Consider the following 18,480-nt stretch of genomic DNA (forward strand, 5'->3'; position numbering starts at 1 on the left):
GACGGCAGGGACGCCACCGGCGCGCTGCCGGCCGGCGGCGGGGGCGGCGGCATCGCCGTCTGCGTGTAGCCGGCGGACCGTTTGGACCGCAGATCGGACTCCAACCGCTCCTGCTGGGCCAAGACGTCGTCGAGATACGTGTTGCGGCTCTGGTCGGCCACGATGCCACCCCCTGGATGTCGGCGCTGCGTGGACGGCACCGTAGCAGGGTTCGAGGACAACGCCCGCCGGACGCCGCTGGTCCACCTGACCGCGAGTGGCCCTGGGCCCGGCGGCCTCCTCCGGTTACGATCATGGGACATGGAAAGCCTCGAGAACCCCTTCTGGGGCGACGACTGGAGCGACGTCCGCGATCTGTTCGACAGCCTGGAACCCGGCCACGCCTATCTGAACCACGGCAGCTTCGGCAACGCGCCGCGCACCGTGCTGCTCAACCAGGCGCAGTGGCGGGCCCGGATGGACGCCAACCCGACCCGCTTCTTCCGGCGCGAGCTGGGCCCGGGCCTGCGGACCGCGTGCCGCGCGGCCGCGGAGTTCCTCGGCGCGCCGGAGGGCGACAGCGTCGCGCTGGTCGCCAACGCCACCGCCGGCGTGTCCGCCGCGCTGGCCTCGGTGCCGCTGAGCGCCGGCGACGACGTGCTGCTCACCGACCACGAGTACGAGACCTCGGCCTGGGCGGCCCGGCGCCGTGCCGCCGACGTGGGGGCCCGGGTCGTGACGGTCGCCGTACCGCTGGACGCCGACGCCGCCGGGATCACCGCCGCGGTGCTCGACGCGGTGACGCCGCGCACCAAGGTCGCGGTGATCGACCACGTGACCTCGATGACCGCGCGCCGCTTCCCGGTCGAGGAGCTGGTGCCGGCGCTCCAGGAGCGCGGGGTGATCGTGGTGGTCGACGCCGCGCACGCCCCCGGGATGCTGCCGATCGACCTGGCTTCGCTGAACCCTGACTTCTGGGCCGGGAACCTGCACAAGTGGTGCTACGCGCCGCGCGCCGTGGCGGCGTTCTGGGCGGCGCCGAAGTGGCGGTCCGTACTGCGCAACCCGATCGTGTCCTGGGGCGAGTACGCGGAGTTCCCGGCGAGACTCGTCGAGGTCGGGACCACCGACCGCACCTCACAGCTGGCCAGTCCGAACGGCATCGCGTTCCTGCGCGCGCTCGGCCCGCAGCGGGTGCGCGAGCACAACGTGAAGCTCGCCGAGTACGGGCAGGCCGCGCTGGCCGCGGCACTGGACCTGGACCCGGCGGCGCTGCCGGGCGACCCCGGCGTGCCGATGCGGGTGGTGCCGCTGCCGGTGCCGTTCGACGACCCGCGGGACCTGCAGGCTGAGATCTCCGACCGGCTCGGCGTGGAGGCCTCCGTTCCGAAGTGGAATGGCCTTACGCTGCTTCGGGTCAGTGCCAACGTTTACAACGCCCCCGCCGAGTACGACCGGCTCGCCGAGGGGATCAGGTCGATTCTTTAGAGGAGCACCATGCAGATCGCCGTCCTGGGTACCGGAGAAGTCGGGCGCCGGCTGGCGTCCCGGTTCGTGGAGGTCGGGCACGAGGTGGTGCTGGGCTCGCGGACCTCCGACAACGCCGCGGCGCACGCCTGGGCCGGGGAGAACAACGCGGCCCACGGCACCTTCGCCGACGCCGCGGTCTTCGGCGAGGTGATCGTCAACGCCACCGGCGGACTGGTCACGAAGGCGGTGCTGGAGGCGGCGGGTGCGGAGAACCTGGCCGGCAAGGTCGTGGTCGACGTGTCGAACGCGCTGGACTTCTCGAAGGGGTTCCCGCCGGACGCCGTGACGTTCGACGGGCTCGGCGTCGCCGAGACGATCCAGCGCGACTTCCCGCAGACCCGCGTGGTCAAGACGCTGAACACGATGAACAACCAGGTGATGGCGCGTCCGGACCTGGTGCCCGGCGACCACGTGGTGTTCCTGTCCGGGGAGGACGCCGACGCCAAGGCCGTCACCGCCGGGCTGCTGCGCGACATGGGGTGGCGGGACCCGCAGATCATGGACCTCGGCGGCATCTCCACCTCGCGTGCCACCGAGCAGTTCGTCATCCTGTGGGTCCACATGAACGGCGGGATCGGCGACGGCTCGGTGATGTGGAACATCGCGGTGCAGCGGGCTAGCTGAGTGGGCCGCCGCGCCAGGCCGGCAGCGGGCGCGCGCCGGTCGCCACGTCGAAGGCGGCGCGCGCCTGCAGCCGGGTGGAGTCCAAGGTCGGCAGGGGTGACAAGCCCGGGGTGACGAGCAGCGGGATCTCGGTGCAGACCAGGGCGACCGCGTCGCAGCCCTCTGCGGCCAGGGTGGTGATGACGGCGTGGTAGGCGGCGCGGCTGGCGTCGGTGAAGACCCCGTTGACGAGCTCTTCGAAGATGATGGCGTCGACGATGCGGCGGTCGGCCCGCGCCGGGACGGCGGTCTCGATGCCGCGGGCGTTCAGGGCCCGCGGGTATACGGGGCCTTCCATGGTGAAGCGGGTGCCCAGGATGCCGACCTTGCGGTGGCCGCGTTCGGCGGCGGCCTCGGCGACGACTTCGGCGATGTGCAGGCCGGGCAGCGGGTAGGGGTCGCCCTCGAGTTCGAACGCCAGGTGGGCGGTGTTGTCGGGGCAGATGAAGAAGTCCGCGCCGGCGGCGGCGAGGCGTTCGGCGCTCTCGCGCAGGATGGCGCGCACGGCGTGGTAGTCCCCTGATTCCCAGTGCGGCATGGAGCGGGACAGCGGGATCAGGTCGAGGGTGACGTCCGGGTGGGCGTGCGGGCCGAGGCGGGCGAAGCCCTCGCGGCAGAAGGTCTGGAACGACAGGGCGGCGCCTTCAGCGGAGTGCGCGAGGATGCCGAGGTGGCGGTCTGTCTGCATCGGGGCCTCCGGGCCGGTGGAGTCATGGTCCTGGGTAGTGATCAGGCCATTGTGCGTCAAGGGACGAGGTCTGTGCGCCGGGGATGTGACGGGGCCCCGCGGGGCGGTGGGGACGGCGCGGCGGTCGGCGGGCCGGGCGTTCCGCTCGGGGGTTTCGTCGGCGATGCTGGTGGGGTGCGACTCGCTGAAGGTGGCGGCGGTGGCGGCTGGCGGATCGAGGTGGGTGACCGGCAGGCGATGACGCTCATGCTGTGGTTGCGGGACGCCTCGGGGATGACGCCGGACCTGGATCCGCCGATCCCGCCGCTGGAGCCGCCGGTGGCGGTGGTGCCGGAGCTGGTCGAGCTGGTCGGCCCGCAGGCCACGGCGCAGTGGACGGGGCTGTGGCTGGGGCTGTGGGAGGGCCGGCTGGAGGACTGGTTCGCGCTGGAGATGCTGGCGCCGCCCCGTTTCGAGCTCCTGAACCGCTCCCCCCAGCTGCGCAGGCTGTTCGCGGCGGCGTTCGAGGACGCGGCGGGCTGGTCGAACGAGCACCGTCCGGTGGGTCCGGGCGTGGTGGGCCGTCCGGGCGCGCCGGCGCGTGAGCCGGGTTCGGTGGTGAAGCAGCTGGAGGGTGAGCTCGGTCGCCGGGCCCGCGATTTCGCGTTCGCGATCGCGGTGCTGCCGGTGGCCGGCCGGGTGTTCTGGATGCTGCCGGACGGCGGGCTGGTGGTGAGCGAGGGCCTGATGCGGGACGGGCGCGCGTTCAGGGCCCTGCTTTATGACGTGTTGGCGTCGTTGGTTTAGTCGCGGCCCTGGTCAGCGCGACGCGTCAGGGTCCCGTGCGGGCTCGCGGCTACTGTAAGAATCATGACCGCCCCCGCCAAACGTCCGGGCCGCCGCCCCGGCTCGGCCGACACCCGCGGCGAGATCCTGGACGCGGCGCGCGCCGAGTTCGCCTCCCGGGGCTATGAGAAGACGACGGTGCGCGGGATCGCTCGCGCCGCCGGTGTCGACCCGGCCCTGGTCCACCACTATTTCGGGTCGAAGGAGCAGGTGTTCCTGTCGGCTCTGGAGTTCCCGGTGGATCCGGCGGCGGTGGTGGAGCTCGCCTCCGGCGACCCCTCGGACGTCGGCGAGCGCCTGGCACGGTATGTGGTGGCGTTGTGGGAGGTGCCGCAGGCGCGGGAGCGGTTGTTGGCGGTGGTGCGGTCGGTGGCGTCGAACGAGGAGATGGCGGCGCTGGTGCGGGGGTTCGCGCGGCCGCGGCTGGTGGTGCCGCTGGCGTCGCGGATCGGCGGGCCGGATGCCGAGGCGCGGGTGGAGATGGCTCTGGCGCAGATCATCGGGTTGGCGATGGCGCGGTACGTGATCGGGGTGGAGCCGGTGGCCTCGCTGAGCGGGGAGGAGATCGTCGGGTTGCTGGGGCCGGCTTTGCAGCGCCTGCTGAGTCCGTGACGCGTCACGGCCCGGGTCGTCGTCCGACCCGGGCCGTGGTGTCCGCGCCTTACTTCGTTTCCGCTGCCGCGGTCGCGCGTCGGGGCAGCAGCGTGGCGACGACCGCCGCGGCGGCCAGCAGTGCGGCCGCGCCGAGCATCGCGCCGCCGAAACCGGCGGCCATCGAGGCCTTGGCGCCCCCGCCGTGGCCGGCGGCGACGTGCGTCGCCACCGTCGACAGCGCGGCCAGGCCGACGGCGCCGCCGACCTGGCGGGAGGTGTTGATCAGGCCGGAGGCCAGGCCGGCCTCGTGGCGGGGCATCCCGGCGGTACCGGCGACCGCCAGCGGGGTCATGGCCAGGCCCATGCCGAACGTCAGCAGCATCAGCGGGCCGAGCACGTCGGCGGAGTAACCGCCGTCGGCCGGGAACCGGGACAGCCAGGCCAGGCCGATCGCGGCGACCAGGGGGCCGACGAGCAGCAGCGGGCGCGGGCCGATGCGGCCGAGCAGGCGGGTGGCGACCATGGTGCCGGCGACGATCATGGCCGAGCCGGGGAGGAAGGAGAACCCGGCCTTGAGGGCCTCGAAGCCGAGGACCTGCTGCAGGTAGAGGCTGACGTAGAACCACATCGCGAACATGCCGGCGCCGATGAGCAGCGCGGCGAGATCGGCGACGGCCAGGGAGCGGTTGCGGAACACGCGCAGCGGCACCAGGGCGTGGGCGCTGCGGGCCTCGATGAGCACGAACAGCGCGAGCAGCGCCACGCCGGCGGCGATCGGGGCCAGCACGGCGGCGGAGCCCCAGCTGTGCGTGTCGGTGGTGACGACACCGTAGACGACGCCGGTCAGACCCAGGGTCACGGTGATCGCGCCGGGCAGGTCGAGGGTGCGCAGGGTGGCGCCGCGGCCGCGGGTGCGGGCGATCAGCGGGACGGCGGCCAGGACCAGCGCCGCGCCGATCGGCACGTTCACGAACAGCACCCAGCGCCAGCTGGCCCACTGGGTGAGCATGCCGCCGACCACGGCGCCCATCGCACCGCCGGCGGCCATGGTGGCACTCCACACGCCGAGCGCCCGGGTGCGTTCGCGCGGGTCCAGGAAGGTGGTCATGATCAGTGTCATCGTGGCCGGGGCCAGGACCGCGCCGGCCAGGCCCTGCACGGAGCGGGCCGCGATGAGCAGGCCGCCGGTGTCGGCCATGCCGCCGGCGAGGCTGGCGGCGGTGAAGCCGATGAGGCCGGTGAGGAACACCGGCTTGGCGCCGAACAGGTCGGCCGCGCGGCCGCCGAACAGCAGCAGTCCGGCGAAGCCCAGGGCGTAGGCGTTGACGACCCACTGCACGCCGGTGCCGGACAGGCCGAGCGAGTTGCGCATGGCCGGCAGCGCGACGTTCACGATGCTCACGTCGAGCACCACCATGAACTGGGCGACACAGGCGATGACCAGCAGCGCGGTCTTGTTCCCGACGCGGCCGGCGGCCCTGGTGGCGGTGGTGGTGACAGCGGTGGCGGCGGTGGCGGCGTCGGCGGCGTCGGCGGCGTCGGCGACGGACGCCGGCATCTCGGGTATCTGATCGGCCACCCGATCGGTCGTCTGCGACAACGGACCCCTCCCTCTCCCTGGAGCGTGTTCATTATTAGAGTGGCTCTAATGATAGACAAAGTCCAGGTATTATTCGTTCCATGGAGACCGGACCAGAGCCCGGACTGCGCGAACGCAAGAAGCAGCGCACCCGCGAGGCGATCTTCGAGGCCGCGATGGAGCTGTTCGACGAGCGCGGCTACGACCACGTGACGCTGGCCGAGGTGGCCCGCGCCGCGGACGTCGCGCCGGCCACGGTGTTCACGCACTACGCGTCGAAAGAGGACCTCGTCTACTCGATGCGCCACGAGGTCAACGAGCGCCTGCGCACCGCGGTGAACGAGCGCGCCGGTCAGATCGGCGTGCTGGCCGCGGTGAAGGAATGGATGCTCGGCATGCACGAGTACTTCACCGAGTCGCCGGAGGCGGTGCGGCGGTCCCGCACGTTCTCCCGTCTGCTGAACGACAACCCCGCGCTGTGGAACCGCTCGGTCGGCTTCATCCACGAGCGGCAGATGCTGCTCGTGGAGCTGCTGGCCGAGCGGTACCCGGACGCGGACCCGTTCCTGCTCGAGGCGGCGGCGGCGCAGGTCGCTGCGGCCACGCAGACCGCGGTCCGGTACTACCAGCGGGACCTCGCACAGGGTATGGCGCGCGAGGAGGTGCTGGCGCGGGCCGCGGTGCGTGCCGACCAGGTGTTCGAGCAGCTGGAGCGGGGATTGGGGGACGTGTTCTAGAACGAGGTGTTCGAGGACCTCGCCTCCGGTCCTAGAACTGCCCGTCCGGCTTCCAGTCCTCGGCGAGGAGGCCGAGCAGCACCTCGTCCAGGAACTCCCCCATCACCCAGGACGACGCCCGCAGCACGCCTTCCCGCACGAAGCCGTTGCGCTCGGCCGAGCGCAGCATCCCCGCGTTGTCCGCCAGCGTCTCGATCTGCAGCCGGTGCAGACCGCGCACCACGAACCCGTAGTGGCACATCACCGCGACCACGTCGGTGCCGTAGCCCTTCCCGCGGCACGACGGCAGCAGTCCGAGCCCGATGTGCGCGCACCGGTTGTGGGTGTCGATGCCCCACAGCGACGCGGTGCCGACCAGGCTGCCGCCCTCCAGCTCCACCACGGAGAACTTGACGCTGCCGTGCTCCGTGTCGTCGACCACGAGACGGGGGTCTCTGGATCCCGGCGTGATCGGCCGCCACGGCCCGCCCTCGGCCCGGGCGGCGTTGACCACGTCGTCGTAGAGCTCGGTCCGCAGGACCGGGATGTCGCCGTCGTGCCGGGCCCTGAGCCCGACCTTGGTACCCCTCAGCATGCGGGCTTCCTATCCGACGGCGGCGACCGACGGCAAGCTGCTCCGGCGGTCGCCGGACCTGCCGGGTGACCTCACGCCACGTCGCCGACCCTTGACACCGCCCCGCCCGGAGCGGGAAAGTCATCACATGATGAATTATGCCGTGGAGGTCCGCGGCCTCCGCGTCATCCGGGGCGGGCAGACCGTCCTGCACGACGTCAGCGCGCAGGTGCCCGTCGGCTCGGTCACCGGGCTGCTCGGGCCGTCGGGGTGTGGGAAGACCACGCTCATGCGGTCGATCGTCGGCGTGCAGAAGGTCGCCGCCGGGGAGGTGCGGGTGCTGGGGATGCCCGCCGGGAGTGCCGCGCTGCGGGACCGCATCGGCTATGTGACGCAGGCGCCCTCCGTCTACGGCGACCTGTCGATGCGCGAGAACCTGCGGTACTTCGCCTCGGTGCTGGGGGCGCCGCGCGATGATCCGGAGCGGGTGGTCGCGGCGGTGGGGATGGAAGGCAAGGAGGACGCGCGGGTCGACCGGTTGTCCGGTGGGCAGCGGGCGCGGGTGTCGTTGGCGGCGGCGCTGCTGGGGACGCCGCAGGTGCTGGTGCTGGACGAGCCGACCGTGGGGCTGGACCCGGTGCTGCGGGCGGAACTGTGGGGACTGTTCCATCGGCTGGCCGAGGCCGAGGATCCGGTGACACTGCTCATCTCGAGCCATGTGATGGACGAGGCGTCGCGGTGCACCCGGCTGCTGCTCATGCGCGAGGGCCGCATCCTCGCCTCCGACACGCCCGAAGCGCTGCTGGAGCAGACCGGCTCCGCGGACATCGAAGGGGCCTTCCTCGCCCTGGTGGGGGCGGCCTCATGAGCGTCCGGAGGACCTTGGCCACCGCGCGCCGCGTGCTGGAGCAGCTGCGGCACGACCCGCGCACGATCGCGCTGATGCTGATCGTGCCCTGCGTGCTCATCAGCCTGCTGAAATGGGTCTTCGACGCCAGCCCCCACGTGTTCCAGTCGGTCGGGGCGGCGCTGCTGGGGATCTTCCCGTTCACCGTGATGTTCCTGGTCACCTCGGTCGGCATGCTCCGCGAGCGCACCACCGGCACGCTGGAGCGGCTGCTGACGATGCCGCTGGCCAAGGCCGACCTGCTGGGCGGGTACGCGCTCGCGTTCGGCTCGGTCGCGCTGGTGCAGGCCGGAATCGCCTCGGCGCTGACCATCGGGCTGTTGGGGCTGAAGGTCGCCGGGCCGGTGTGGGCGGTGTTCGTGGTGGCGCTGCTCGACGCGCTGCTGGGGATGGCGCTGGGCCTGTTCACGAGCGCCTTCGCCCGGACCGAGTTCCAGGCGGTGCAGTTCCTGCCGGCGTTCGTGCTGCCGCAGTTCCTGCTGTGCGGGCTGTTCGCGCCCCGGGACCGGATGCAGCCCGTGCTGCGGTGGATCTCGGACGTGTTGCCGCTGTCGTACGCGGTGTCCGCCATGGACAAGATCACGGCGCACGGCACCGTGACCGGCGGCCTGATCACCGACATGGCTATCATCGCCGGTGCGGGGGTGCTCGCCCTGGCGCTCGGCGCCGCGACACTCCGGCGACGCACGGACTGACCCGCCGGACCGGCGGACGAGGCGAAGGGGCCGGGTGTGGGCGACGGACTGCTCGTGCTGTGGGACATCGACCAGACGTTGATCGTGACGTCGGGCGTCGCCACCGAGGCCTACGCCGAGGCGGTGCACGCGACGATCGGCCAGGACTGGCGCGGCGACATGTCCTACAACGGCCTCACCGAGCGCGCCATGGCGGCCCGCATCCTGCGCCAGCACGACGTCGAACCGGACCCGGAGGTACTGGCCCGGCTGCTCGCGAACGTCGAGCGGGCCCTGCTGGACCGCACCGAGGCCACCCGCACCCGCGGCCGGGCCCTGGACGGGGCGCACGCCGCGCTGGCGGCGATCGCCGGGGGCGGCCTGGCCGGCCCGGCCGGGAACGGCACCCGGCAGTCGGTGCTGACCGGCAACGTCCGCAGCGTGGCGGAGATGAAGCTGCGGGCCTTCGACCTGCACACCTGGGTCGACTTCGGCATCGGCGCGTACGGCGACGACGAGTTCGAACGCAACGCCCTGATCCCGCACGCGTGGCGCCGCGCCGAAGCCCGGTACGGGCAGCGCTACTCCCCCGCCCGGACGGTCATCCTCGGCGACACGGCACGCGACGTGGAGGCCGCGCTGGCGCACGACGCCGCGATCGTGGCCGTGGCGAGCGGCACGACGCCCGCGGAGAGCCTGCGGGAGGCCGGAGCACAGGTGGTGCTCGACGACCTCGCCGACACGACGGCGGTGCTGGTGGCGATCCAGGACGCGGTGAAGATCGCCACCCGGGGCTAGAAACGGGAGATGGGAACGGGAGATAAGGTCGTCGCCATGAGAGCCGAGGGCACCTTCACGGTGAAGTCGTTCGTCCCCGCTTCCGTCGAGCCGCCGTTCGAGGTGACCACCGCGGCGCCGGCCGGCGTGGCGACGATGGAGAAGTCCTTCGAGGGCGAGATCGAAGGACGCTCGGCCACCCTGTTCACCGCCTCGTACGATCAAGCGCGCGGTATCGGCACCTACGTCGCGATGGAGTCGTTCGAGGGCGGCGTCGCCGGCCGGGAAGGGACCTTCGCCTTCGCCCACTCCGCCACCACGACCGGAAGCGACGCCTCGAACCAGTTCTTCGTGATCGTCCCCGGCAGTGGCACCGGGGACCTGGCCGGCATCACCGGCAGCGGCGGCATCGCCATCGACGAGGACGGCACGCACCGGATCTGGTTCGAGTACGGGTTCGGCGACTGAGGCGAAGCCGGCCGGAGCGGCTCCATGTGGGGCAGCCCGAGCCCGCGGTCAGATCAGAGCTGATCCGGCGCGTTGATCCCGAGCAGCGCCAGGCCCAGCTTCAGGGTGTCGCCGGTCAGCTGCACCAGCGCGGCCCGGTTCTCCCGTGCCTCGTCGGTCGGTGCCTTCACCACCGGGCAGTTCTCGTAGAAGTCCGAGAAGGTCTGCGCCAGCGTGTACAGGTACGACGCCAGCCGGTGCGGTTCGAAGGCCTCGATGACGGTGGCCAGGGTCGCGCCGAACTCGTCCAGATGCAGAGCCAGGCGGCGCTCGGCCGGTTCCAGGGCCAGCCGCGGATGCACGTGCGGGGTGGTGCCGGCCGGCAGCTTGCGGAGGATCGAGTGGATGCGGGCGTGCGCGTACTGCAGGTAGACGCTGGTGTTGCCCTGCAGCGACACCATGCGGTCCAGGTCGAAGATGTAGTCCTTGGTGCGTGAGGTCGACAGGTCGGCGTACTTCACCGCGCCGATGCCGACCACCTTCGCCTCGGCGCGGGCGGCCGCGGGGTCCAGGTCCGGGTTCTTCTCCTCGACGGTCGCCACGGCGTGGTCGACGGCGCCGTCGAGGAGCTCGATCAGGCGCACGGTCTTGCCGGCGCGGGTCTTGAACGGCTTGCCGTCCGGCCCCAGGACCGAACCGAACTGCACGTGGACCGCCTCGACGTCGTCCGGCAGGTAGCCGGCGCGGCGGGCGGCCTCGAACACCATGCGGAAGTGCAGGGCCTGGCGGCTGTCGACGACGTAGAGGATCTGGTCGGCCTTCAGGGTGCCGACGCGGTGGCGGATGGCCGCCAGGTCGGTGGCGGCGTAGCCGAAGCCGCCGTCGCTCTTCTGCACGATCAACGGGACCGGCTCGCCGTCGGGACCCTTGACGTCGTCGAAGAACACACACAGCGCGCCGTTGCTGCGCACCGCCACGCCGCGCCGCTCCAGGTCGTCGGCGACCTCGGCGAGGTAGGGGTTGTAGAAGCTCTCGCCCACCGCGTCGGCGTCGACCAGGCGCACGTCCAGGCGCGCGTAGACGTCCTCGAAGTAGCGCTTGGACTCCGCGACCATCTCCTCCCACGCCGCCAGCGACTCCGCGTCGCCGCCCTGGAGGGTGACCACGCGCTTGCGGGCCCGGCCGGCGAACTCGGCGTCGGCCTCGAAGGCCGCGCGGGCGTCGCGGTAGAGGGTGGTCAGCCAGGAGATGGCGACCTCGCCGGAGTGCTCGGCCTCGGCCGGGCGGGCGTCCGGGTGCTCGACCAGGTACTGGATCAGCATGCCGAACTGGGTGCCCCAGTCGCCGAGGTGGTTCTGCCGGATGACGGTGCGGCCGTCGAACTCCAGCAGGCGGACCAGCGCGTCGCCGATGACGGTCGAGCGCAGGTGGCCGACGTGCATCTCCTTGGCGATGTTGGGCTGGGAGTAGTCGATGACGGTGGTCCGGCCGACGGCGGTCGGCGGGACGCCCAGCCGCGGGTCGCCGAGGCGCTCGGCGGTCTGGGCGGCCAGGGCGGCGTCGGTGAGGGTGAGGTTGAGGAAGCCGGGGCCGGCCACTTCGACGGCGGCGACGACGCCGGAGGTGGAGACGGGAGCGGGGGCCGCGTCGCCGACGGCGTCCGGGTCCGGCGCCAGCACGGCCGCCACCCGCGTCGCCAGCTCCCGCGGATTCCCCTTGACCGCCTTGGCCAGCGGCAGCACTCCGTTGGCCTGGAAGTCGGCGTGGTCGGAGGGTCGGATCAGCGGGTCGGCGCCGCGCGCCGCGTCGCCCAGCACCGCGGTCAGCGCGGCGCGGACGTCGTCCGCCAGGATCTCCGACAGTGCCTTGGCCATGGGTTTCCTTCTCGCTCGGTGCCGGTCGCAGGATCGCCCCAGCCTATCGCCGGGATGAGGCGGGTCAGGACCGCACGAGCCGGGCGACGGCCCCGGAGGGGAGAGACCACGGACCGTAACCGGGCCGAGTGCCCCGGCCTGTCGCAGCGGACCTGTACAAAAGACGTCATGAGCGATCCCACGACGGCGCCCGAGTCCGCCCTCCGCGACGAGGCCGAGGCCCTGCTGCGCAAGCTGGCCGGGGAGTCGGCGCGGCTGCGCGAGGACCAGTGGACCGCGATCCGCGCGCTGGTCGTCGACGGCCGGCGGGCGCTGGTCGTGCAGCGCACCGGGTGGGGCAAGTCCGCGGTGTACTTCGTCGCCACCGCGCTGCTGCGGGCCCGCGGCGCCGGGCCGACGGTCATCGTCTCGCCGCTGCTGGCGCTGATGCGCAACCAGATCGGGGCCGCCGAGCGGGCCGGGATCCGGGCCCGCACCATCAACTCGGCGAACCTGCACGAGTGGGAGGAGATCCAGGCCGAGGTCGCGGCCGGCGAGGTGGACGTGCTGCTGATCTCGCCGGAGCGGCTGAACAACCCGGACTTCCGCGACGAGGTGCTGCCGAAGCTGGCCTCGGCGGTCGGGCTGCTGGTCGTCGACGAGGCGCACACCGTCAGCGACTGGGGCCACGACTTCCGGCCGGACTACCGCCGGATCCGGACGTTCCTGGCCGACCTGCCGCCCGGCGTCCCGGTGCTGGCGACCACCGCGACGGCGAACGCGCGGGTGGTGGCCGACGTCGCCGAGCAGCTGGGGACCGGCGCCGAGGGCCGTGCCGGGGAGCGTGCCGGGGGCGGCGTCGAGGGCGGCACCGACGGCGGGGCCGACGCCGACACGTTGGTGCTGCGCGGCACGCTCGACCGCGAGAGCCTGGCGCTGCACGTGGTGCGGCTGGGCAGCCCGGAGGAGCGGTTCGCGTTCCTGGCCGAGCAGCTGCCGAACCTGCCGGGCTCCGGGATCGTCTACACCCTCACGGTCGCGGCGGCCGACGAGGTGACGGCGTTCCTGCGCTCCCGCGGCTTCGAGGTCGCCGCGTACTCCGGCCGCACCGAGGACGCCGAGCGCCGGGAGGCCGAGGCGGACCTGCTGGCCAACCGGGTCAAGGCCCTGGTCGCCACCTCGGCCCTGGGGATGGGCTTCGACAAGCCCGACCTCGGCTTCGTGATCCACCTCGGCGCGCCCAACTCCCCCATCGCCTACTACCAGCAGGTCGGCCGGGCCGGACGCGGTGTCGAGCACGCCGAGGTGCTGCTGTTGCCGGGGCAGGAGGACCGGGCGATCTGGAAGTACTTCGCCTCGCTGGCCTTCCCTCCGGAGCAGCAGGTCCGCGAGACCCTCGACGCTCTGGCCGCCGCCGGCCGGCCGCTGTCCACCGTCGCCCTGGAGGCCCGCGTCGACCTGCGCCGCACCCGCCTGGAGTCGATGCTGAAGGTGCTCGACGTGGACGGCGCGGTGCGGCGTGTGAAGGGCGGCTGGGAGTCGACCGGCCGGCCCTGGGAATACGACGCCGAACGCTATGCCCGCGTCGCCGCCGCCCGGGAGGAGGAGCAGCGGGCGATGATCGAGTACGAGCACACCGGCGAGTGCCGTATGACGTTCCTCCGCCGCCAGCTCGACGACCCCCACATCGCAGGGCCCTGCGGCCGGTGCGACAACTGCGCCGGCGCCCGCTTCACGGCGACGGTGTCCGGCGCGGACACCGAGGCGGCCCGCGCCGCCCTGGCCAAGCCCGGTGTGGCGATCCCTCCGCGCAAGCTGTGGCCGACGGGCATGTCGGCCCTCGGCGTCTCCCTGACCGGCAAGATCCCGCCGGCCGAGAACGCCGCCACCGGCCGGGCCCTGGGCCGCCTGACCGACCTGGGCTGGGGCACCCGTCTGCGCGAGCTGCTGGCCGACGGCGCGCCCGACCAGTCGCTGCCGGAGCCGATGCTGGACGGCATCGTGAAGGTGCTGGCGGCGTGGGACTGGAAGGAGCGCCCGACCGGCGTGGTCTCGATCGGCTCCCACCGGCGCCCGGGCCTGATCGCCGACACCGCACGCCGCATCGCGGCTCTGGGCCGCCTGGAGTATCTGGGCTCCGTGGGCCTGGCGGTGCCCGGCCAGCGGCAGGCACCGCGGGGGAACAGCGCGCAGCGTCTGAAGCAGGTGCATGACGCGTTCGTGCTGTCGGACGGCTTGGCGACGGCGGTGGCGGCACATCGGGGCCCGATCCTGCTCGTCGACGATCAGGTCGACACCGGCTGGACGATGACGGTGGCCGCGCGTCTGCTGCGGCAGGCCGGGGCGGAGGCGGTGCTGCCGTTCGCGCTGGCCGTGACGGCCTGACGCGGAGCCGCTCACCCGGGCTCACCCGGGCCGGCGGCTCCGCTCGCTTGTATATCGATTCAAAGCCGTGAGTGCACAACTCATCACCACCATCTGAACGTTGATACGCCACCAAACCCTTTGCGCAGAAGGGTTTCTGCGCGTTCAGAACCAGGGCGTTGACGCGACCCTGCCGCATAGCTAGTCTCCCCCGCGATTCGTTGATGAAACGATTCAAGGTCCCGGCCCCTCCTCTCTCAGAGCCCGGAGTCAGCCATGCGCATACGTCCCAGCACGTCCTTGCGCCTCCTGGTGAGCCTGGCGCTGTCAGCGTTGTCGCTGACGGCGCTGAGTGCGCCGCAGGCCGTCGCCGCAGGCGGTCCGTCCGTGTGGATCCTGGACGCGACCGACCGGCCGTTCACCTCGACCACCGCGCCGAACGGCGCTCCCACCTCGATCGGGCTGTACGCGGCCCGGAACGACTACGAAGCCGCGCAGATACTCGTGCGGTCCGGCTCGGCGCAGAGCGGGGTGTCGGTCACCCCCGGAGCGTTGACCGGACCCGGCGGCGCGACGATACCGGCGGGCGACATCACCGCGCGGTACGAGTACAACCATCCGAACATCCAGAAGGTCGGCAACGTCCAGAACCCGCCGGACAACGGGAGTGCCTACTACGACGCGCTGATGGACGACAGTCCCCAGGCGGTCGCGGCGAACACGACCTTCGCGAGCTACTACGAGGTCCACGTCCCGGCCGGGCAGGCGCCCGGGGTCTACACCGGCAGCGCCACGGTGAACAGCAGCCTGGGCGCGGTCACGGTGCCGGTTTCGGTGACCGTCTACAGCGCCACGATCCCGCCGACGTCGCAGTCCACGTTCAAGATGAACAACTGGTTCACGTCTGCGGGGTGGGACTACACCGGCACCGAGGCCTCGGTCCCGAACGAGTACGGCGTGCAGATGTACGACGCCAACTGGTGGACCGTCGAGGCGAACATCGCGGCGAACATGGCGCGGCACCGCAACAACGTGATCTACGCCGACGCCGAGGCGCTGGCGATTCCGAACACCACGGTCGACGCCTCGGGCCACTACACCTTCGACTGGTCGACCTTCGACCGGTTCGTGAACCTGTTCGTCAGCGCCGGGGCGATGCAGTACATCTACACCCCGACGCTGATCGAACCACTGCCCGGCGTCCAGAACGGCTCCGCCTATCCGCAGGTCGACACCCTGGTCGCGGCCAACGGCGTCAGCGGCGCGGTGAAGCACGTGCTGTGCCCGGCCAACGCCGGCCCGGCCAACGGCTGCCCGGACACCAACGTCTGGCTCAACCAGTTCTTCCCGGCTTTGAAGGCCCACCTGGACGCCAAGGGCTGGACCGACAACTTCTACATGAGCGCTCTGGATGAGCCGACCGAGCCGCAGCAGGCCACGGCCGCCAACTGGTTCTACACGATCTACGAGAAGTACTTCCCCAACCCGCACACCAACGAGGCGCAGCAGACCACGTTCACCGGGGACTCGGCGCACACCACGACGCAGACCCCTGTCACGTCGGTCTACGACAACAATGTCGGGCTGTACCAGAACTTCCGCATCACCGGTAAGGACCTGTGGCTCTACACCTGCATCGAGCCGCAGAACCAGTACATGAACAGGTTCACCAGCAACTACCTGGACGAGACCCGGCTCATCCCCTGGCTCACCTGGAAGATCGGCGGCGACGGCTACCTGCACTGGGGCTGGAACTACTGGCACGACGGCTTCGACGCCCCGTATCCGGCTGCTGACACCTTCGACACCGCCCAGACCGGCGACCACTGGCTGGTCTACCCGAACAAGACCTCCTACGACATCTACGACAGCCTGCGCAGCGAGGCCCAGACCGCGGGTCTGCAGGACTTCGAGCTGCTGCACCAGCTGGCCGCCGTCAAGCCGGAAGCGGCCCGTACCCTGTCCGAGACGCTGGTCACCAACCCGACCACGTACGACACCTCCGGCTGGGACGTCGAGGGCCGGCACAAGCAGCTGCTGGACGAGCTGGCCGCGGCCTCCGGCGACCTGGCGCTGCCGTTCACCGACGACTTCAGCGGCGGCGACCACTTCTGGACCCACACCAAGGGCAGCTGGTCCACCAGCGGCGCCCAGTACACGCAGTCTGATGCGTCGGCGAACTGGGGCTACGTCTCCTATGTCAGGGGCCGCAGCTACGGCGACGTCTCGGCCAGCGTGGATCTGCAGATCACCGGAGTGAACGCCAACGGGGGCAGCACCAACTGGGCGGGGCTGATGGTGCGCTCGATGAACGGCACCGACATGGACTCCGGCTACCTCGTCGCCCAGCGCGACAACGGCCAGCTGTTCGTCTACCGCAGCGGCACCGCCCTGGCCTCGGCGGCCGTGCCCGGCTACGTCTCAGGGCAGCGCACCCACCTGCGGGTGGTGGCCCGTGGCAACACCCTGACGGTCTACTCCGGCACCGGACAGGCGCCGGTGCTGACCGTCACCGACTCGGCGTTCACCGCCGGGAACGTCGGCGTCGTCACCGGCGGCGCCAGTGCGCACTTCTGGAACGCCCGCGTCATGCCCACCTCCGTGGACCCGGTGGAGAACGCGACCATCACCGCTTCCTCCTCCTACGAGAGCGACGGCTGGGGCGTCCGCTCCGCCATCGACGGCCAGCGGGCCTCGACCACCGACGCCATGGGCTGGAGCAGCCTCGGGGCCTACACGACCAACCACACCGAATGGGTGCAGGTGGACCTCGGCTCGGCCCGCTCCCTGGACCGCGTCGACCTCTACCCGCGCAGTGACGGCGCCAACGCCGGCCAGGGCTTCCCGATCGACTTCACCATCCAGACCTCGGCCGACGGCACGAACTGGACGACCGTCAGCACCCAGACCGGCTACGCCCGCCCCGGCGCGACGGCGCAGGCCTTCCCGTTCGCGCCGGTCAACGCCCGCTACGTGAAGGTGACCGGCACGAATCTGAGCACTGACCCGCTCGGCCACTACCACATGCAGTTCGCCGAGATCGAAGCCCTCGGCGGCGACCTGGCCCTGGGCCGCCCGGCCACCACCTCCAGCTCCGTGGAGTACACCAACGAGGGCTGGCTGACCGCCAACCTCACCAACGGCGCCCACCACACCGACGTGTGGAACTCCTCGGGCTGGAGCAGCGCCGGCTCCAGCACGGCGAACACCACCCAGTGGGCCCGCGTGGACCTCGGCGGCCCGTCGCGGATCAGCCGGATCACGCTCTACCCGCGCGACGACGCCCCGAACACCGGCATGGGCTTCCCGTCTGCGTTCACCGTCCAGATCTCCGCCGACGGCACCAACTGGACCACCGTCGCGTCGCAGAGCTCCTATCCACGCCCCGGCGCCGGCGGCATCGCCTTCGACTTCGCGGCGACGACCGCCCGGTACGCGAAGGTCACCGGCACGACGCTCACCCCCGACCAGTTCGGGACCTACTACATGCAGCTGGCCGGCATCGGGGTGTCATGACGACGCGCCGAGTCTGCTTCCTCCTGAAGGTGCGATCCGAACTGGCCGAGGAGTACCGCGCCCGGCACGCCCGGGTATGGCCGGAGATGCTCGACGCCCTGCGCGCCACCGGCTGGACGAACTACTCGCTGTTCCTCCGCCCGGACGGCCTGCTCGTCGGCTACCTGGAGACCGAGGACTTCGACCGTGCCCGCGAAGCGATGGCGGCGACCGAGGTCAACGCCCGATGGCAGGCCGAGATGGGCCGCTACTTCGAGGCACTGGACGGCGCCGCGCCGGATGAGGCGATGGTGCCGCTGAGGGAGGTGTTCCACCTGGACTGACCGAGAGTCGAAGGGAGTGTGAAGGCACTCGGCCGCCGGCCTCGCGTAGCGACGAGGCTGGCGGCGGGGTGGTGGTGCGCCGGGTGGCGGTGTGCCCAGTGCGGTGCGTCCGGCGGCGGTGCGTGTTGGTGGTGGTGCGTCCGGCGGCGGTGCGTGTTGGTGGTGGTGCGTCCGGCGGCGGTGCGTGTTGGTGGTGGGGGCGATTCGTGACGTGGGTTGCGGTTGGACTGTGGTGAAAAGCCTTGATACGACCTTCGGCCATGGTGTTGATGGTGCGGGGCTGTTCGACTGACCCGTAGTCGTCGGCTGACGGTTGCAGTGTTCACGACCCCGCCCCGCCTGGGGTCTCTTCGGCTGCCGGTCGGTGAGGTGGTCAGCCCGTCTCGGGGGTGATTGGCCTCGCGGTGTTGCTGGTTTCGGGGTGTTGCTGGTCTCGTGAGGTGGTGATGGATCCACCTGGACGGTCAAGGT

At 71.6% G+C, this 18,480-nt stretch carries 16 protein-coding genes; 12 read left to right on the forward strand and 4 right to left on the reverse strand.

Annotated features, from left to right (window positions below):
* Window positions 1-300 precede the first annotated feature (300 nt).
* Together ABD466_RS43225 and ABD466_RS43230 are read left to right on the forward strand one after the other, a co-directional pair.
* Window positions 301-1,467 (forward strand): aminotransferase class V-fold PLP-dependent enzyme, encoded by a 1,167-nt coding sequence (locus ABD466_RS43225; RefSeq protein ID WP_344663134.1) that lies wholly within the window; start codon window positions 301-303, stop codon window positions 1,465-1,467.
* Window positions 1,468-1,476: 9 nt separating this feature from the next.
* On the forward strand, window positions 1,477-2,133 hold the full coding sequence (locus ABD466_RS43230; RefSeq protein ID WP_344663135.1) for an NADPH-dependent F420 reductase: 657 nt from the start codon (window positions 1,477-1,479) through the stop codon (window positions 2,131-2,133).
* On the opposite strand, the gene ABD466_RS43235 is transcribed toward ABD466_RS43230, so the two are convergent.
* A complete protein-coding gene (locus ABD466_RS43235; RefSeq protein WP_344663136.1) occupies window positions 2,126-2,860 on the reverse strand; it encodes an aspartate/glutamate racemase family protein in 735 nt (244 codons plus the stop codon). The two genes, ABD466_RS43230 and ABD466_RS43235, sit on opposite strands and share 8 nt — an antisense overlap.
* Window positions 2,861-3,034: 174 nt before the next feature.
* Between ABD466_RS43235 and ABD466_RS43240 the strand changes: the two genes are divergently transcribed.
* A complete protein-coding gene (locus tag ABD466_RS43240; protein WP_344663137.1) occupies window positions 3,035-3,646 on the forward strand; it encodes a hypothetical protein in 612 nt (203 codons plus the stop codon).
* A 63-nt stretch (window positions 3,647-3,709) separates the two neighbouring features.
* Window positions 3,710-4,297, forward strand: coding sequence for a TetR/AcrR family transcriptional regulator (locus tag ABD466_RS43245; protein WP_344663138.1), 588 nt, complete (start codon window positions 3,710-3,712; stop codon window positions 4,295-4,297).
* A gap of 49 nt (window positions 4,298-4,346) precedes the next feature.
* On the opposite strand, the gene ABD466_RS43250 is transcribed toward ABD466_RS43245, so the two are convergent.
* Window positions 4,347-5,879, reverse strand: coding sequence for an MFS transporter (locus ABD466_RS43250; protein WP_344663139.1), 1,533 nt, complete (start codon window positions 5,877-5,879; stop codon window positions 4,347-4,349).
* An 80-nt stretch (window positions 5,880-5,959) separates the two neighbouring features.
* Between ABD466_RS43250 and ABD466_RS43255 the strand changes: the two genes are divergently transcribed.
* Window positions 5,960-6,595, forward strand: coding sequence for a TetR/AcrR family transcriptional regulator (locus ABD466_RS43255; protein WP_344663140.1), 636 nt, complete (start codon window positions 5,960-5,962; stop codon window positions 6,593-6,595).
* Window positions 6,596-6,626: 31 nt separating this feature from the next.
* On the opposite strand, the gene ABD466_RS43260 is transcribed toward ABD466_RS43255, so the two are convergent.
* Complete coding sequence (locus ABD466_RS43260) at window positions 6,627-7,169, reverse strand: GNAT family N-acetyltransferase (RefSeq protein WP_344663141.1); 543 nt, start codon at window positions 7,167-7,169, stop codon at window positions 6,627-6,629.
* Window positions 7,170-7,296: 127 nt separating this feature from the next.
* Here ABD466_RS43260 and ABD466_RS43265 point away from each other — a divergent pair, with 127 nt between their 5' ends.
* From ABD466_RS43265 to ABD466_RS43280, 4 genes are read left to right on the forward strand one after another with little or no spacing between them, the layout of a single operon-like run.
* A complete protein-coding gene (locus ABD466_RS43265; protein ID WP_344663142.1) occupies window positions 7,297-8,016 on the forward strand; it encodes an ABC transporter ATP-binding protein in 720 nt (239 codons plus the stop codon).
* Complete coding sequence (locus ABD466_RS43270; protein ID WP_344663143.1) at window positions 8,013-8,750, forward strand: ABC transporter permease; 738 nt, start codon at window positions 8,013-8,015, stop codon at window positions 8,748-8,750. Before ABD466_RS43265 ends, ABD466_RS43270 begins: the two co-directional genes overlap by 4 nt.
* Before the next feature lie 36 nt (window positions 8,751-8,786).
* Window positions 8,787-9,527 (forward strand): HAD family hydrolase, encoded by a 741-nt coding sequence (locus ABD466_RS43275; protein ID WP_344663144.1) that lies wholly within the window; start codon window positions 8,787-8,789, stop codon window positions 9,525-9,527.
* 36 nt (window positions 9,528-9,563) lie between these two features.
* On the forward strand, window positions 9,564-9,974 hold the full coding sequence (locus ABD466_RS43280; protein ID WP_344663149.1) for a DUF3224 domain-containing protein: 411 nt from the start codon (window positions 9,564-9,566) through the stop codon (window positions 9,972-9,974).
* A 53-nt stretch (window positions 9,975-10,027) separates the two neighbouring features.
* Here ABD466_RS43280 and argS read toward each other — a convergent pair whose 3' ends face one another.
* Window positions 10,028-11,827 carry an arginine--tRNA ligase gene (argS, locus tag ABD466_RS43285; RefSeq protein ID WP_344663145.1) on the reverse strand — a complete coding sequence of 600 codons (1,800 nt, stop codon included), beginning with the start codon at window positions 11,825-11,827 and terminating at the stop codon, window positions 10,028-10,030.
* A 168-nt stretch (window positions 11,828-11,995) separates the two neighbouring features.
* Between argS and ABD466_RS43290 the strand changes: the two genes are divergently transcribed.
* From ABD466_RS43290 to ABD466_RS43300, 3 genes are all read left to right on the forward strand, one after another.
* Window positions 11,996-14,191, forward strand: coding sequence for a RecQ family ATP-dependent DNA helicase (locus ABD466_RS43290; protein WP_344663146.1), 2,196 nt, complete (start codon window positions 11,996-11,998; stop codon window positions 14,189-14,191).
* Window positions 14,192-14,446: 255 nt separating this feature from the next.
* On the forward strand, window positions 14,447-17,686 hold the full coding sequence (locus tag ABD466_RS43295) for a discoidin domain-containing protein (RefSeq protein ID WP_344663147.1): 3,240 nt from the start codon (window positions 14,447-14,449) through the stop codon (window positions 17,684-17,686).
* Complete coding sequence (locus tag ABD466_RS43300) at window positions 17,683-18,009, forward strand: L-rhamnose mutarotase (protein WP_344663148.1); 327 nt, start codon at window positions 17,683-17,685, stop codon at window positions 18,007-18,009. Before ABD466_RS43295 ends, ABD466_RS43300 begins: the two co-directional genes overlap by 4 nt.
* Window positions 18,010-18,480 lie beyond the last annotated feature (471 nt).

This window comes from Catenulispora subtropica (assembly GCF_039531675.1).
In the GTDB taxonomy this organism is placed as follows: Bacteria; Actinomycetota; Actinomycetes; order Streptomycetales; family Catenulisporaceae; genus Catenulispora; species Catenulispora subtropica.

What these genes read in the sequence shown, in the direction of transcription:
- ABD466_RS43225 (WP_344663134.1), top strand. Translation starts at nt 301, where the DNA reads ATGGAAAGCCTCGAGAACCCCTTCTGGGGCGACGACTGGAGCGACGTC.
- ABD466_RS43230 (WP_344663135.1), top strand. Translation starts at nt 1,477, where the DNA reads ATGCAGATCGCCGTCCTGGGTACCGGAGAAGTCGGGCGCCGGCTGGCG.
- ABD466_RS43235 (WP_344663136.1), bottom strand. Translation starts at nt 2,860, where the DNA reads ATGCAGACAGACCGCCACCTCGGCATCCTCGCGCACTCCGCTGAAGGC.
- ABD466_RS43245 (WP_344663138.1), top strand. Translation starts at nt 3,710, where the DNA reads ATGACCGCCCCCGCCAAACGTCCGGGCCGCCGCCCCGGCTCGGCCGAC.
- ABD466_RS43255 (WP_344663140.1), top strand. Translation starts at nt 5,960, where the DNA reads ATGGAGACCGGACCAGAGCCCGGACTGCGCGAACGCAAGAAGCAGCGC.
- ABD466_RS43260 (WP_344663141.1), bottom strand. Translation starts at nt 7,169, where the DNA reads ATGCTGAGGGGTACCAAGGTCGGGCTCAGGGCCCGGCACGACGGCGAC.
- ABD466_RS43265 (WP_344663142.1), top strand. Translation starts at nt 7,297, where the DNA reads ATGATGAATTATGCCGTGGAGGTCCGCGGCCTCCGCGTCATCCGGGGC.
- ABD466_RS43270 (WP_344663143.1), top strand. Translation starts at nt 8,013, where the DNA reads ATGAGCGTCCGGAGGACCTTGGCCACCGCGCGCCGCGTGCTGGAGCAG.
- ABD466_RS43280 (WP_344663149.1), top strand. Translation starts at nt 9,564, where the DNA reads ATGAGAGCCGAGGGCACCTTCACGGTGAAGTCGTTCGTCCCCGCTTCC.
- argS (WP_344663145.1), bottom strand. Translation starts at nt 11,827, where the DNA reads ATGGCCAAGGCACTGTCGGAGATCCTGGCGGACGACGTCCGCGCCGCG.
- ABD466_RS43290 (WP_344663146.1), top strand. Translation starts at nt 11,996, where the DNA reads ATGAGCGATCCCACGACGGCGCCCGAGTCCGCCCTCCGCGACGAGGCC.
- ABD466_RS43295 (WP_344663147.1), top strand. Translation starts at nt 14,447, where the DNA reads ATGCGCATACGTCCCAGCACGTCCTTGCGCCTCCTGGTGAGCCTGGCG.
- ABD466_RS43300 (WP_344663148.1), top strand. Translation starts at nt 17,683, where the DNA reads ATGACGACGCGCCGAGTCTGCTTCCTCCTGAAGGTGCGATCCGAACTG.